General features: G+C 61.4%; 16 protein-coding genes and 2 pseudogenes. 10 read left to right on the top strand and 8 right to left on the bottom strand.

All coding sequences use genetic code 11. From position 1 onward, the window contains the following. Positions 1-185: 185 nt before the first annotated feature. From AC1DW9_RS35120 to AC1DW9_RS35110, 3 genes are all read right to left on the bottom strand, one after another. Complete coding sequence (locus AC1DW9_RS35120; RefSeq protein ID WP_476777474.1) at positions 186-545, bottom strand: hypothetical protein; 360 nt, start codon at positions 543-545, stop codon at positions 186-188. A gap of 258 nt (positions 546-803) precedes the next feature. Continuing rightward, positions 804-1,715, bottom strand: coding sequence for a transglutaminase family protein (locus AC1DW9_RS35115; RefSeq protein WP_441508783.1), 912 nt, complete (start codon positions 1,713-1,715; stop codon positions 804-806). A 166-nt stretch (positions 1,716-1,881) separates the two neighbouring features. Next, on the bottom strand, positions 1,882-2,712 hold the full coding sequence (locus AC1DW9_RS35110) for a transglutaminase-like domain-containing protein (protein ID WP_476777473.1): 831 nt from the start codon (positions 2,710-2,712) through the stop codon (positions 1,882-1,884). Positions 2,713-3,101: 389 nt separating this feature from the next. On the opposite strand from AC1DW9_RS35110, the gene AC1DW9_RS35105 reads away from it, so the two are divergent. The 6 genes and pseudogenes from AC1DW9_RS35105 (at position 3,102) to AC1DW9_RS35080 (ending at position 7,683) form a co-directional block, all read left to right on the top strand. After that, a complete protein-coding gene (locus AC1DW9_RS35105; protein WP_441508780.1) occupies positions 3,102-3,284 on the top strand; it encodes a hypothetical protein in 183 nt (60 codons plus the stop codon). A 1,610-nt stretch (positions 3,285-4,894) separates the two neighbouring features. Continuing rightward, the gene (locus AC1DW9_RS35100) at positions 4,895-5,308 is read left to right on the top strand and encodes a hypothetical protein (RefSeq protein WP_476777472.1); all 414 of its coding nucleotides are present in this window, start codon (positions 4,895-4,897) and stop codon (positions 5,306-5,308) included. Positions 5,309-5,620: 312 nt separating this feature from the next. Beyond that, a complete protein-coding gene (locus AC1DW9_RS35095) occupies positions 5,621-5,833 on the top strand; it encodes a hypothetical protein (RefSeq protein WP_441509179.1) in 213 nt (70 codons plus the stop codon). 133 nt (positions 5,834-5,966) lie between these two features. Further along, the gene (locus tag AC1DW9_RS35090) at positions 5,967-6,092 is read left to right on the top strand and encodes a hypothetical protein (protein ID WP_441509178.1); all 126 of its coding nucleotides are present in this window, start codon (positions 5,967-5,969) and stop codon (positions 6,090-6,092) included. Between the two features lie 875 nt (positions 6,093-6,967). Continuing rightward, positions 6,968-7,192, top strand: a pseudogene (locus AC1DW9_RS35085) (SMC-Scp complex subunit ScpB); the annotation flags it as partial. A 98-nt stretch (positions 7,193-7,290) separates the two neighbouring features. Next, entirely contained in the window at positions 7,291-7,683 is a 393-nt protein-coding gene (locus AC1DW9_RS35080; protein ID WP_441509189.1) for a hypothetical protein, read from the top strand. A gap of 217 nt (positions 7,684-7,900) precedes the next feature. On the opposite strand, the gene AC1DW9_RS35075 is transcribed toward AC1DW9_RS35080, so the two are convergent. From AC1DW9_RS35075 to groES, 3 genes are all read right to left on the bottom strand, one after another. Beyond that, a complete protein-coding gene (locus AC1DW9_RS35075; protein WP_441509217.1) occupies positions 7,901-8,110 on the bottom strand; it encodes a cold-shock protein in 210 nt (69 codons plus the stop codon). Between the two features lie 910 nt (positions 8,111-9,020). Continuing rightward, complete coding sequence (groL, locus tag AC1DW9_RS35070; protein WP_476777232.1) at positions 9,021-10,658, bottom strand: chaperonin GroEL; 1,638 nt, start codon at positions 10,656-10,658, stop codon at positions 9,021-9,023. A 46-nt stretch (positions 10,659-10,704) separates the two neighbouring features. After that, positions 10,705-10,992, bottom strand: coding sequence for a co-chaperone GroES (gene groES, locus AC1DW9_RS35065; protein ID WP_055727595.1), 288 nt, complete (start codon positions 10,990-10,992; stop codon positions 10,705-10,707). Positions 10,993-11,307: 315 nt separating this feature from the next. On the opposite strand from groES, the gene AC1DW9_RS35060 reads away from it, so the two are divergent. Genes AC1DW9_RS35060 through AC1DW9_RS35050 form a run of 3 tightly spaced genes read left to right on the top strand, consistent with a single transcriptional unit; the run spans position 11,308 to position 12,244 of the window. After that, the gene (locus AC1DW9_RS35060; RefSeq protein ID WP_476777233.1) at positions 11,308-11,793 is read left to right on the top strand and encodes a hypothetical protein; all 486 of its coding nucleotides are present in this window, start codon (positions 11,308-11,310) and stop codon (positions 11,791-11,793) included. Next, on the top strand, positions 11,790-12,074 hold the full coding sequence (locus AC1DW9_RS35055; protein ID WP_441509198.1) for a hypothetical protein: 285 nt from the start codon (positions 11,790-11,792) through the stop codon (positions 12,072-12,074). The genes AC1DW9_RS35060 and AC1DW9_RS35055 overlap by 4 nt, the downstream gene beginning before the upstream one ends. Then, positions 12,071-12,244, top strand: a complete 174-nt coding sequence (locus tag AC1DW9_RS35050) for a hypothetical protein (RefSeq protein ID WP_441509199.1) — start codon at positions 12,071-12,073, stop codon at positions 12,242-12,244. The genes AC1DW9_RS35055 and AC1DW9_RS35050 overlap by 4 nt, the downstream gene beginning before the upstream one ends. A 47-nt stretch (positions 12,245-12,291) precedes the next feature. Here AC1DW9_RS35050 and AC1DW9_RS35045 read toward each other — a convergent pair whose 3' ends face one another. Both AC1DW9_RS35045 and AC1DW9_RS35040 read right to left on the bottom strand, forming a co-directional pair. Further along, the gene (locus tag AC1DW9_RS35045) at positions 12,292-12,486 is read right to left on the bottom strand and encodes an ABC transporter substrate binding protein (RefSeq protein WP_441509200.1); all 195 of its coding nucleotides are present in this window, start codon (positions 12,484-12,486) and stop codon (positions 12,292-12,294) included. After that, positions 12,483-12,785: a Ros/MucR family transcriptional regulator gene (locus tag AC1DW9_RS35040; protein WP_441509201.1), complete on the bottom strand. Its 303-nt coding sequence runs from the start codon at positions 12,783-12,785 to the stop codon at positions 12,483-12,485. The genes AC1DW9_RS35045 and AC1DW9_RS35040 overlap by 4 nt, the downstream gene beginning before the upstream one ends. Before the next feature lie 86 nt (positions 12,786-12,871). On the opposite strand from AC1DW9_RS35040, the pseudogene AC1DW9_RS35035 reads away from it, so the two are divergent. Beyond that, positions 12,872-13,070 (top strand): annotated as a pseudogene (locus AC1DW9_RS35035) (IS6 family transposase); the annotation flags it as partial.

Genomic DNA, 13,070 nt, shown 5'->3' with positions numbered 1-13,070 from the left:
AGTGGACTTGGCCTTTGCGCCGCGGCTTAGAATGGGCCCGCCGCCTCGGAACTTCGCCGTCGATGCGCATGACTGCATCATGGTCGCGATCCTCCAGGATCGACCGAATACAAGTTTGTGGCGCCGAACCGCGCCAAAATGGCGAGTTCCCCTCGGATCGTTTGGATGTGAGCGCCTGCACTCATCTACGGCCTTCGCCGCGCGGAGCGGCGAAGCTGTTGACGTCCACCCGTACGTGAAAACGAACCGCGTCTCAAAGCCGATAAGGGGTCTGCGGCCTTGACAAGGAAAACCCCATACAAGTCCAAATTGTAGTTGCCATCCCGCGCGGCAAAGTCAGCCTCACAGAGCGCCTTCGCTTCAGCGACCGACTGCCTGTGGCCAATCGTCAGCTCATAATGGTCATTGCTGCAAAAGGTGACCCTGTAGAAACAGTCGGTCGCTGCTTCGATGATGTAGCGCTGGGTTTCGTCGCGGTAGCCAACCGTGCCGTTGCTGCGGGCAATCATGGCCCAGATCAAGCTGGTGGTGCTGTTAGTGCTCATCGTCGGCTCTTTTCGCAGCGGTGTGGTTGCACCCCCATGCCAGACCAGCCAACGGTGTCATGCTGAACCGCGCCAAAATATTGCTAAATCACGCCAGGGCAAAGTAGCCATGCTTGACGTTGCCTATGGCCACATCCGACGCTCCCCGGTGACCTCCCCAGGGTCGGCCGGGTGAGGAGACCCCGTAGAGCCAATCTCCAGCTGGTTTTTCCACCCTATGACACGTGGCAAGCGGAACGGTCTGGGAGAGGATGAGCTTTACCCCGATTTATCTGGATCTTCGACCTCTGTATTCGTCTTTTCCTTAGTCACATTGACTTGCACGGTCATGCCGAGAGCATCCGAGGCGAGGCCGGAGTAGCTTCCCGTGAGTGGAATCGCCTGGCGAGGGTCCCGGGCAACGGCGACCCGGACAAGATCCCGATTGCCGACGATGCCGTTGGTTGGATCGAACTCCACCCATCCGGCTCCGGGGAGATAGACTTGGCACCAAGCATGGGTAGAGCCGCCCCCGAGCGTGGTCGAGGTGTCGCGGCTGGGAACGTAAATGTATCCCGTGACAAAACGAGCCGCGAAGCCAAGGGAACGCACCGCCTCCATCATGAACAATGCAAAATCGCGGCAGGTGCCGCGACGTAGGCGTAGCGTGATAAGCGGCGGCTGGGTTCCGGCCTCCAGACGACGCGAATAGGCAAAGCTTTCGTGGATTGCATAGCATAGCGTCATCAACAGCTTCCCGGTGTCAGTCCGCCGGCCAACGTTGACGAATTGCTGGGCCCATCGCCCGACTTCGTCATCGTCGTCGAGGTAGTGACGATCGGTCGTACCAGCCAGATCCGCTGTTTCGTCCGAACTATAGGCGAAGGGATACGTCAGCGCCTCCTCATCCATCTGGAAATCGGGCGTTGCCTGCGGCGTGTGGTCGAGCTGAATCCGGGTTTCGAAGCACAACTCCGAAGCGGGACGAGAAATCCGAACGAGCGCGACGCAATTGCCAAAGACATCGTGAATCCAGCGGATAGTGCTGGGCTCCGGATCAATCACCAGGGTCGCCCTGAGTAGCCTCTGGTCATAACTGTCCCGGGGGCGAAACATCAGTCGGTGCTCACCGAACCCCACCGGTTTTGCATAGTGATAGTTTGTGATGTGCCTGACGGAGAATATGGTCATATCGATCGCTTTCGGCCCGGCAAATTGGACTTACTTGGCCTCTGTGAACACCCGAGCCAATCCGGCGGGAAAGATAGACCAGCTGCACGCTAGGCGAGAGCGTTTTGGAGAATGTGCCGACCTAAATCACGGCCTGCGGATCGAGAGTTTGCAAGCGCCGCATCGCTTAGGTCGCTACCACCTCTTCGGTGATGACCTCGAAGCGTTGGAGAATGTGCGGGCCGAACGTGTGGATCATCGGGATGTCGGCGGCGTCCCGGCCCCTGCCCACCAGGATGCGACCGATGCGGGGCATATTGTGCCGGGCATCGAAGGTGAACCACTCGCCGCCGTCGAGATACGCCTCGAACCAGGAGTTGTAGTCCATTGGCGCCGGATCACGCGGCACGCCGATGTCGCCCAGGTAGCCGTTGCAGTAGCGTGCGGGGATGTTCATGCAGCGACACAGCGCGGCCGCCAGGTGAGTGAAGTCACGGCAGACCCCGACCCGTTCCGTCATGGCCTGCACCGCCGTACGAGTGCCGCGGGCTGACTGGTAGTCGAAGCGAATCTGAGCATTGACGTAGTTGCAGATCTGCTGGACCCGATTCCAACCCGGGGCGCAGTTCCCAAAGAGGCTCCATGCAGTTGCCGAGAGCTCGTCAACCTCGCAATAGCGGCTCGATAACACGTATTCCAAGACCTCGGACGGTAGGTCCCCGGCGAAGACCTCCTGCGCGTTTTGGTCGACGTAATCGACCTCGCCAGAATCTCGGATGATCATGTCGCTGGTGAATTCGACGCCTCCCGGGGGCACAACCAGGCGCCGGCGACGGTTGCCGAACCCGTCCGCATATTTGGCGGTCGGCACGTTGCTGCCGTCGTTCAGGGACCTGACGGCTGTCTTGGGCGTCGTCACCAGGTCGCCATCGCGGCTGGGGTGGGGGTCGAGAAGCGGCAAGGCGGGCGTCGGCTGATAGGTGACGATCTCGATCCGATAGCCGATCCTAATTTCCATGGAAGCCGTCCTTGCGCGCTGGATTAATTAGCGCAAACCCATCGAGCAGCGGCGTAGTTCCGCGCGCATAGAGCCATTTTGGACGTTGTGGCGCGTTTGATGCTGCTGCGGTCAGAGTTTCTCCGAATCCCCCTTGTCGTTCAGCAGAATCAATCGCTGATGCCGTTTGAACTCACGGAGCCCCCCGAGAGGCGCTTACGCCTTGGCCCAAAAAAGCGCGCGTGACGACGAGTGGCTTTTCCGGAGCCGTAGTCGGGCAGGCGATTACCGCGACGCTCCGGCAACATCACACTCAGGAAGCCGGCAGTCGCATAGTCCGGCTTCTGTTCTTCGCGCTCCTCACTTGGCCGGACGGACGAAGGCGTCGGTGGTCGCACCGGAAGTCGACCGTGGTCGAGACCGAGCGGGAAGGGCCCTTGTTGCCGGAACCACTGCGAGCGGAGCTTCTCGACGGAATCCCGGGCGCGCTTGATCGCGAAAGGAGGGGCGTCAAGAGTATTCGGGGGGAGGCTGCCGTCGCCAAGCTTAAGGCAGAGATCGAAAGCCTGCAGCTTATAAAGATGATGGGGTGAGGCTCATTCGAAGGGCGGGCGGAGACCCCGCCGTAGGCGTGGCCAGCACGCAAATGAAACGTACCTGCCTTCTCGGCGGTTCCGTCCGGCGTTAGACTGCTGATCGCCCGCGGCGGCTGCGTTTCCCCACGCCAAATCAGGAACCGATCCCATGACCATTCGCGGCATTTGCGCAGCAACCATCTGCGCAAACCCACGACGATCTTATGGTGAGAATTATTGAAATCATCGATAAACTGGATGAGATGAAGAAGAAAAACGATCAGCTTTAAGGGCGCTCGCAACGGCTCTAGGCAAATTGTATGACCTAGAGACTACAATAGATAAAAACTGCAAGAAATCGATCTGTTTTTTGGAGGCGGAAGCCTCGGTGCTTCGGATTATGCGCCAGCGTTGGACGGAGAGCCGTGTCTCGGAATCGCAGCGCTGAGTTTCGCCTCCCCCAAGAGAGCTCCGCGGTCATTGCCCCAGCGCCATTCACCCTCGGCAGCATAATTTATCGTCCGAAGAGTTGAATACCTCGTACCGATCACTGAACTGGCGATCTTCGCAGCGAGTACTGCTTCAGGGGCTGGGACGTCGATTTTGCCAAGAAAAGTTACGGCATCAAGTTCCGCGGGTTCCCACCAATCTGCAATTACGCCGAACACGGCCAAACACGTCCGTTGTGGGCAAATCGATGTTCCTTGAGGATTTGCGCCTGTTCGGCCTGCTTCAGCGTCGGGACTTCTCCCCACACGCCGTCCAATACGGCGATGGCTACGTGTTTCTGGTTGGGCCGATGATCTTGAACGCAGAGTATCGCCCGGTTTCCGCCGGTGCGAGCGTGGAATAGGGCCTGGTTCGAAAAGCGTAGACAGTCCCCGCCGGGGGTAGGCCCTCGTGCGAGGGGGCAGCGACAGGTTCATCCGTGTCGGCGAGTGTGCGCAGGCATGATGTCGCGACCATGGGCATCCTCCGACGGCAGCGTGCCAGAAGGATGCAATGTCCGCCATGGCCCTGTGGGCCAAATTCACCGTCACCGGAAGTCGCGCGTCTTGACCCTGATCGGATCGAGTTCGAGTCAAGCTGCTGCTGGGGGAAGGCCCACAGCACAGGATCGGCCCCCTAAACAGCCAGAGGTTTCAATACCGACGAAAGGATAATGGCATCGGCCATGGTGCTGCAGGTAGGAGAGTGGCGTCGCGGGGAGGGAACGCCGTGATGAGAGCCGGCAGCGTTCCATCAGATGAACGCGCCGGCTCAATTCTCAAGGCCCCCGGCGGATAACCGCAGCGCGTGCGTCGCTTCGCGAGAAGGCAATGACTCCGAGGAACATTGAGTAGTAACATCCGTTTCGGTGGGGGCTGCGCGCTAAACTTGGCCCAGGGCGTCAAGGTGCTGCCATGAAAGACGGAAACGGAAATCCTCTTTCGCCGGAACAAGAGGCTGCAATCCGGAACGGAGCGCTCTCCGTAAAGGAACACACTGAGCATGGCCTTGCTGAGGACCTAGTTGCCAGGACCGCTCGGAAGCATGGGGTGGGAATAGACGCGGTAGAGGTCGCGTTAGCAACGCTTCGCCGCGGTCATGGCAAGATGGCCCAATTCTCTCATCCTGAGTTTGGTGGGATGGCCCAATGGATCGCCGGCGGGATGAGCATGGTCGGAGACATGTTCAATGCCGCGACAAAGGGGAAGCTTGATGGAGTGCTTCACGACCTAGCTGATGGGCTCCAGAGGGGCGAAATCGAGATGGATGTGGCAAAGCCCGCAAGCAAAAGCCATCCAGCGCGGAGCAACGAATTAGGCTGGCCCGCCGAGTTTGGTCTCCCAGCGACGGCGGGAAGCCAAAACGACATGCGTTATGCCTTCTTTCCGACCGCCCGTCGGCTGATCATCGACGATGGAACCAAACGGACGGTTTATGACACCGGTGAGCACATGATCTCCGGGGTCTCGCAACAGCAGAGTGCCGACCGAACGACGACGTTTCAAAGCCAGCTCGGCGCGGTAAATATTGGAGACCTCCCAATCCTGCGTTAGCTCGAGCGAATTCCCGTGCGGGATCGGGTGGCGAGAGATGGACTTCGACTAGCTGCTCAGCCTACGTCCCCGCCGATACCGCCAACGATGGCGGGCGTTCGTGTATCCACTCGTTGTAGTCACCAGCGACAGTTCTCGCGGACCGGCCGGATGGATTCCTGGATGCCGTCGAGTTTGAAGTATGCTTCGCCGGTCCGAAGACTGGTCTCACCCGGAACAAAGTAATCTTCGGCGTCAAGGAGAGCCTTTACGAGGGTAACCAAGCCGCATGTCGAATACTGCCTCAATGTGTGTCGCGGCGGGGAGGCTTGGATGGCGACGATCACCTACGCGGAATGGCTCAAACAGCTCGAGAGAATGGAGCGAGAGCAACGCGACCACTATGCCGCCAACCGCGAGAAGGAAGGCGAAGCGGTCGGCAGGCAGATCGAGCAATGGATCGTTGAGGGTCGCGCTGAGGGATTCTGTGCGCCGGATGGGCGCCCGCTTTCGCGGGTCGTGACACTCGCAACGGCGTCCGGATGAGAGCTTGTGTCGGACTGAGTTGAGCGCTGCCGCGCGCAACCAACGTGGCTAGCACCGCGCGACTGCTCGTGATGACGTCCTTCGGATGGAGCTGTTCCGTCGCGAAGGATGTGTCAGCCGCGGGAAGCTGCGTATGAGTTCATTCGTCGCGTGGGGGCATCACATGCTTGCGGGCAATCCCGTCAAGGCTGTCTGGCTGCGCGCTGCGATCGTGCTGGCGCTCGCTAGGCTCATCGTCATCCCGATCGCCGTCAAATAAGAGCGCGGGCCGGCAGGGAGCTGGGGGGCTTGATCCAGCCGGCCGGCTGCCCAGCGAGCCCGGACAGCCACCGAGCCTCGCGGCTCGGCCGCACGATCATCATCGGCCGAAAGGGAGGGATGGCAAGGTGTCCGAGTGCGACTTCCCTCAGTTCAATGCATGATGCCGGACCCACGTTCGAGGAAAGCCGGCGTCCCTTCGTTCTCCACAGTGAGTCAGAACTCACGGTGGGCGTCCTGGCCAGTAGCGAAGAGATCATCCCACACGGTTGATGCGCCAGTTTCGTCGATGTCTTCCAGCGACCATCCCCCTGGACCGGCGACGCGATAGATTTGCCGGCACACGGACATGCCGTCGTGCCACCGGCCGCCTCGGCTGCGGCGCAGCTGACTGACGCGGCAGGGCCGCAAGCCCTCACCCACCCGCTGCCGGGCGCCAGTCTTCGTGTGCCATTGCCGCGCGAACGCGATCGGACACGACCGCGACGGGACCGCATCAATACCAATTCAGCTAGCAGCCTTGGCCGCGAACCTCGGCGATCAGATCACCGGCCGCCCGGAACGAGTAGCCTACCACGTCGCCGTCCGCGTGGATCCAATCCCGATTGGCCCGTGCAGACCAGAACTCCGGGGCAGTGTCGTCGTCGTTAAGATCTAATGCACGTCTGACAGCCCTCTCAAAAGCCGCATGTGGTTCTATCGCTCGATCAGACCTCGACGACACAGAGGGGATCGAACCACGGATTTTCTCGATCACCGTGAAGATTTGGATAGCCAGCCTGATTGCCAGGACGCGGGTGCCCTCCACTCGGTAGTCGTGTGATCCGTGATCGTGGCCGTGGACCCAGAGTTCGGGCTGGTTCCCTCCATCAGAGCCGCAGCCCGGAGCCGGGGGCGCCCTATACCTATGTGACGACGAAGACATTCCTGGCGGTCTTGGGTCTCGCCAGCCTGCGCGACCTGCCCGATCTCGAGAAGCTCGAGGATGCGGGCCTGCTGAGCAAGGACACGCTGCTGGCGAGGCGATTCCGACGAGCGGCGCCGACGTTCTCCCCCTTTGATGACCCGGATCCGAGCGGTGGAACTGAGCCTCGCCTCTGACCTGGGATCGTTCAGCCGTACTCAAAAGTCTGGATTGGCGCGCTTGAAGACGAGCCGGCCCGCTCTAAGGTACGAATGTGTGTTGAGGGAGAGTTGCGATGGCCTACCGCCCCCACGATGTCATGTTTGCTTTCGCCAAGACAAGAAACGGCACGCACGTTGCGCTTGCGATGCAAAAACACCCCTACCGGAAAACGCCGAACGAGTTCGAGATCGAAGGGGTCGATCTTGACACTGAGCTGTGCCTGCAAAACGGCTTTCTCCCCGTCGGGCCAAGGGTCTGGTCATTGGTCGGTGATATCGACCAAGAAATGGCGGTCGCGTTTTTGACGGGTCTTGGCTTCGTTTACGACCCTCATATCGCGGCGCGGGATCGGGCAACGGATGTCGTCGAGGGTCGCTCGACTAAGGCGATCCTCGGTTTCTACCGCGCCGAATGGCTTGTGATGGTCGTAACGTCGGTCGCGCTGGCGTCTTGGGTTGCGATTTGAGCACTGTGATGGGGATCGACGCCGTGGTGGCCGGCCGGCTTGTCAGCACGCCGCAGCCCGGCTTTGCCCTGCACCAGCTGACCTAGGGCGGCGGCGCCGAGGGGAGGGCGACGCAGAACGCGACAGCCTCCCCTTTGATGACCCGGATCCGAGCGGTGGAACTGAGCCGAGAGCATGTCGGCGGATCCGCCCGGGCCCTCGCATTCAATCTGAGGCCTCACTCGGCGCGAAGATTCTCGGCTGACGCTTTGCCCGACCGCCTGTCTGGCACGAGCTCGTAGGAGATCTTTTGTCCTTCGCGTAGGTCGCGCATGCCCGCTCGTTCGACCGCGCTGATGTGAACGAAGGCATCCTGGCCGCCATCGTCCGGCTGGATAAAGCCAAAGCCCTTGGTCGAATTAAACCACTTCACTGTTCCCGTCGCCATAAGCCACCTTTTAATTAATCGACAAGCCAGCATCGCACGACGCTCGAATTGCGCAAGCCGAAGTGTTGACGTCATGCCGTAGGCCAAGGTGATTGGCATTTTCTTGTTGGAACAGCGTATCTCTCGATTCTCGGTAGACTGGATTGGCGTTATAGGGTCGGCAGCCGTCACCACAGAGTGACGCAACTGGTTAAGCACCTTATCGCCCCGTCGTTGCGAGACACCCCGACGGGGCGGAATCTTTATTTGTGTTGGCCGGGCTGACAGGTCGGTCGTTCCCAGGCGTTGATGGCCCGAACAGGGCAATGGCGAGCACGAGATTAATAAATAGAAGTTGCCGGCGACTGAGCAAAGCCACGGTAATCCAAGAACCAAAATGGAGAGGGGAAGCTCTGAGACCTCAAAGGCCGCGATCAATTCCCGGCTACCACGGCCGCGATTGATCCTGACCCGCGTCGAATAGAGCTTCCCCTCCCACTTCCCCAGCCTAGGCGGCCCGATGGCTGCTCCGCAAGAAGCAGGGATGCCGGAATGTTATCTAACCGTTGCCCGCAGACCCATGCGAACAGCAGCCAGATACTTGTTCTTCTCAGCCAAACCCAGCTTCGAGGTAGTTGCGACGGTGTCCACTGGAGTAAAACCGACGCCAGCTAACCTGCGGGGGCAATGGTGGCGGGTGATGCGTCCGCGCGGCTGGCTCAGGCGGCATGTCGCGCCCGAGTTGGGGTCATCGCAACTGACGGAGTGGACGTCGGCGCCGATGAGATCTCGGGCACGGTCTACGTGTTCCGGCCACGGTCCACCGAGCGATCAAGCTCGTTCGATAGAAAGCAGAAGCCTTTCGCTGCCTATAAGAAAAAGGCCCGGCTTGCGCCGGGCCTTCCTTGGAGACGTAGAGAGACTTGGACGATCAGAAGTCCATGCCGCCCATGCCGCCGCCGCCCGGCATAGCCGGCATGGCGTCCTTCTTCGGCAGCTCGGCGATCATCGCTTCGGTGGTGATCAGCAGGCCGGCGATCGAAGCCGCGTCCTGGATCGCCGTGCGCACGACCTTGGTCGGGTCGATGATGCCGGCCTTGACCAGATCGCCGTACTCGCCGGTCTGGGCATTGTAGCCGTAGGCGTAGTCCTTCGACTCGAGCAGCTTGCCGACCACGACAGCGCCGTCATCGCCAGCGTTGTCGACGATCTGCTTGGCCGGGGCCATGATCGCCTTGCGGACGATCTCGACGCCGGTCTTCTGGTCGTCGTTCTGGGTCTTGATCGACTTGACGGTCTGGAGCGCGCGCAGGAGCGCCACGCCACCACCCGGCAGGATGCCTTCTTCGACCGCAGCGCGGGTCGCGTTCAGGGCATCGTCGACGCGGTCCTTCTTCTCCTTGACTTCGACTTCGGTCGCGCCGCCGACGCGGATCACCGCGACGCCGCCAGCGAGCTTGGCCAGACGCTCCTGGAGCTTCTCGCGATCGTAGTCAGACGAGGTCTCCTCGATCTGCGCCTTGATCTGCGCAACGCGGCCCTCGATGTCCTTCTTCTTGCCGGCGCCGTCGATGATCGTGGTGTTCTCCTTCTCGATACGCACCTTCTTGGCGCGGCCGAGCATGTTGAGCGTCACGGTCTCGAGCTTGATGCCGAGGTCTTCCGAGATCAGCTGACCGGCGGTCAGGATCGAGATGTCCTCGAGCATGGCCTTGCGGCGATCGCCGAAGCCCGGAGCCTTGACGGCCGCGACCTTCAGGCCGCCACGGAGCTTGTTGACGACGAGGGTGGCGAGAGCCTCACCTTCCACGTCCTCGGCGATGATCAGCAGCGGCTTGCCGGTCTGAACGACGGCCTCGAGGATCGGCAGCATCGCCTGGAGCGACGACAGCTTCTTCTCGAAAACGAGGATGTAGGGGTCCTCGAGCTCGGCAACCATCTTCTCGGCATTGGTGATGAAGTAGGGCGAGAGATAGCCACGGTCGAACTGCATGCCTTCGACGACATCAAGCTCGGTCTCGGCGGTCTTGGCCTCCTCGACGGTGATGACACCCTCGTTGCCGACCTTCTGCATCGCGGTGGCGATCATCTTGCCGACCGATTCGTCGCCGTTGGCCGAGATGGTGCCGACCTGCGCGACTTCCGCGTTCGAGGTGACCTTCTTCGAGTTCTTCTTCAGGTCCGTGACGATGGCTTCGACCGCGAGGTCGATGCCGCGCTTCAGGTCCATCGGGTTCATGCCGGCGGCAACCGACTTCAGGCCTTCGCGCATGATCGCGGCGGCGAGCACGGTGGCCGTCGTGGTGCCGTCACCGGCGGCGTCATTCTGCTTCGAGGCCACTTCGCGCACCAGCTGGGCGCCCATGTTCTCGAACTTGTCGGCGAGCTCGATCTCCTTGGCGACGGTGACGCCGTCCTTGGTGATGCGGGGAGCGCCGAACGACTTGTCGATCACGACGTTGCGGCCCTTGGGACCGAGCGTGACCTTGACGGCGTTGTTGAGGATTTCGACGCCGCGCAGCATCCGGTCGCGCGCGTCGGTGGAGAACTTGACGTCTTTAGCAGCCATGCGAGCTACTCCTTAATGAAAACGGGGAATGGAGGTCGCGTGGCGTTCAGCCGACGACGCCCATGATGTCGGATTCCTTCATGATCAGGAGATCCTGGCCATCGATCTTGACCTCGGTGCCCGACCACTTGCCGAAGAGGACGCGATCGCCCTTCTTGACGTCCAGGGCAACGAGCTTGCCGGCTTCGTCGCGGGCGCCAGGGCCGACGGCGACGACTTCACCCTCTTGGGGCTTTTCCTTGGCGGTTTCGGGGATGATGATGCCACCCTTGGTCTTCTCTTCGCCATCAAGGCGACGGACCACGACGCGGTCATGCAGCGGACGGAACTTCATGGTTCTGTCTTCCTCTAAGAAGGTAGAAACGGAACGCGCGGCCTGCGTGGAAACGCTGCCGGCATCTGTTAGCAGTCTCGGGTGTCGAGTGCTAACGGATGCCGCGGAGATAGGCGCGCGCCCCTGCGAGAGTCAAGAAGTCATCCTGTCCTGTGGTCGATCCCGATGACGGGCTGCAGTTGGCGACATCAACGTACCGTAAGAGATCGCCGCGCTGTTCGGTCTCGCCAGCCTGCGCGACCTGCCCGATCTCGAAAAGCTCGAGGAAGGGCCGATGCAGTGCCGTGGCCACGACAATTTGCCGTGATCGGCCACTTGCAGGACGACATCCTGTCGTTATGTTGGGTCCCTCGACGGACGAATCCGTGCGCCAGACAAGGAACGACCATGACGCTTGCTGAATTCATCGCCAGCCGCGAGGAATCCGCTGACGTCGGCGCAGTCATCGGCGACGACCTGGTCGAGGGGATGCCGGGATATACCTATCTCGGCTCGCTCTATATCGAGCGCCTGCCTAGCGGCGTCTTCAATCTGCGCATCGGGACCGGCGAACACCGGTCCGCCGACATCGCCGAACTGGAATCGAAGCTGTTCGACGCCGCCGTCTCGGAAGGCTTGATTGCCGAGACCGGGGACGAGCGCCGGACCCGCCTCGCCGCCGCCTATGTCGAGCGCATCGGATACGACCCGTTCGAGGACGATCCGACGATCAGCGCCGACGAGGTCGAGCAGGCGCTCCGGGATCATGCGCTTGAAATCGCCAAGGCCGACGCCGAAGCGTCGAAGGCAGGCACGCCATGAACGTCGACGTCATCACCACCCGCGCCAACAGCGCGCTCCGCAAACTCGACGTCGCGCTCTGGACCAAGTTCGTCCGGGCGGAGGACGAGAGCATCGACGATGCTTACGAGATTTTCTGCGGCGTCCGCGACACCGGCTGGTCGGTCCAGTGCGGGCATCACTGCGCCACCATCAATCGCTGGATCGAACGGGAGGAGACCATGCAGTCGTGGGACTATCCCTCCGTCGAGACGGCGTTCGCACTGCTGCCGGAACTGCTGCAGCGGGAGGGCTGGCGATGACCGCCGACGAATACCGGGACGCGCTCAAGCGGCTTGGCTTGAACCAGCACAGCGTCGCGCCGCTGCTCGGCATCACGACACGGACCAGCCAGCGCTACGCCGCCAAGGGCGCGCCCGCCACGGTGCGTCTGCTGCTGGCCTATCTCGAACGATACGGGACGCTCAAGTAGAAGGCGCCGAAGGTGTCTCCTGGCCGGTTCGCGCCCAATAGCCGACATCATTCAATGACCTCCGTTGCCTGTGCGAGGAGCGTGGTTGACACCGTAAGGCCCAGCGCTTTCGCCGTCTTGAGCTTGTTGACGAGATCGAACTTGGTCGGCCGCAACACTGGCAAGTCGGCTGGCTTCTCGCCCCTGAGAATTCGGCCGACATAGATGCCGACTTGGCGAAGCGCACTTGATCCGAGCCTCACGATCCGGTGGTTGCGGCGGTCTTGCGCGCCCTCTTGGGTCTTGCGGGCGGTTCCACCACTGGCTCCCCAACAGCTTTCGCCTTGCGTGGCGCGCGCTTCGCCTGGATGCTCTCCGGCGCGGCCACGACCGCGGTCGGTGCGCTTGCCTTGACGCGCGAGGCGCGTTTTGGCTTATCTGCGACCGTGGTCGCAGCCTGGACAATGGGTTCAGGCGCAGACGCGGCGGCCTTGCGCGACTGACCAAGGCCGGACGCCTTCGCCAGGGCCGATCGGGATTCCGCATAGTTCGGCGCGACCATCGGGTAGTCCGCCGGAAGGTTCCATTTCTGGCGGTGGCGTTGTCACGTTAACTCCGGCATGCGGCAAGCGGTGTAGGTGGGCGTGCATGACCCTGCCGGCCATCAGCTACAAGCGCCATCGGTTCCCACCGGCGATCATCGCCCATGCGGTGTGGCTGTATTTCCGCTTTCCCCTGAGCCTTCGCCTGGTGGAGGAGATGCTTCTGGAGCGCGGCATCGCCGTCTCCTACGAGACGGTGCGGCGCTGGGCCTTGAAGTTCGGGCGGGATTACGCCGGATTACGCC

Source organism: Allobosea sp. P4_E12, assembly GCF_056401655.1.
Note: the sequence above shows the minus strand (reverse complement) of the source record. Positions and strands in the feature narration are given on the sequence as shown.

Coding starts and splice junctions, on each gene's coding strand:
- AC1DW9_RS35120 (WP_476777474.1), bottom strand. CDS start 545: ATGAGCACTAACAGCACCACCAGCTTGATCTGGGCCATGATTGCCCGC.
- AC1DW9_RS35115 (WP_441508783.1), bottom strand. CDS start 1,715: ATGACCATATTCTCCGTCAGGCACATCACAAACTATCACTATGCAAAA.
- AC1DW9_RS35110 (WP_476777473.1), bottom strand. CDS start 2,712: ATGGAAATTAGGATCGGCTATCGGATCGAGATCGTCACCTATCAGCCG.
- AC1DW9_RS35100 (WP_476777472.1), top strand. CDS start 4,895: ATGGCCCAATGGATCGCCGGCGGGATGAGCATGGTCGGAGACATGTTC.
- AC1DW9_RS35095 (WP_441509179.1), top strand. CDS start 5,621: ATGGCGACGATCACCTACGCGGAATGGCTCAAACAGCTCGAGAGAATG.
- AC1DW9_RS35090 (WP_441509178.1), top strand. CDS start 5,967: ATGAGTTCATTCGTCGCGTGGGGGCATCACATGCTTGCGGGCAATCCC.
- AC1DW9_RS35080 (WP_441509189.1), top strand. CDS start 7,291: ATGGCCTACCGCCCCCACGATGTCATGTTTGCTTTCGCCAAGACAAGA.
- AC1DW9_RS35075 (WP_441509217.1), bottom strand. CDS start 8,110: ATGGCGACGGGAACAGTGAAGTGGTTTAATTCGACCAAGGGCTTTGGC.
- groL (WP_476777232.1), bottom strand. CDS start 10,658: ATGGCTGCTAAAGACGTCAAGTTCTCCACCGACGCGCGCGACCGGATG.
- groES (WP_055727595.1), bottom strand. CDS start 10,992: ATGAAGTTCCGTCCGCTGCATGACCGCGTCGTGGTCCGTCGCCTTGAT.
- AC1DW9_RS35055 (WP_441509198.1), top strand. CDS start 11,790: ATGAACGTCGACGTCATCACCACCCGCGCCAACAGCGCGCTCCGCAAA.
- AC1DW9_RS35050 (WP_441509199.1), top strand. CDS start 12,071: ATGACCGCCGACGAATACCGGGACGCGCTCAAGCGGCTTGGCTTGAAC.
- AC1DW9_RS35040 (WP_441509201.1), bottom strand. CDS start 12,785: ATGGTCGCGCCGAACTATGCGGAATCCCGATCGGCCCTGGCGAAGGCG.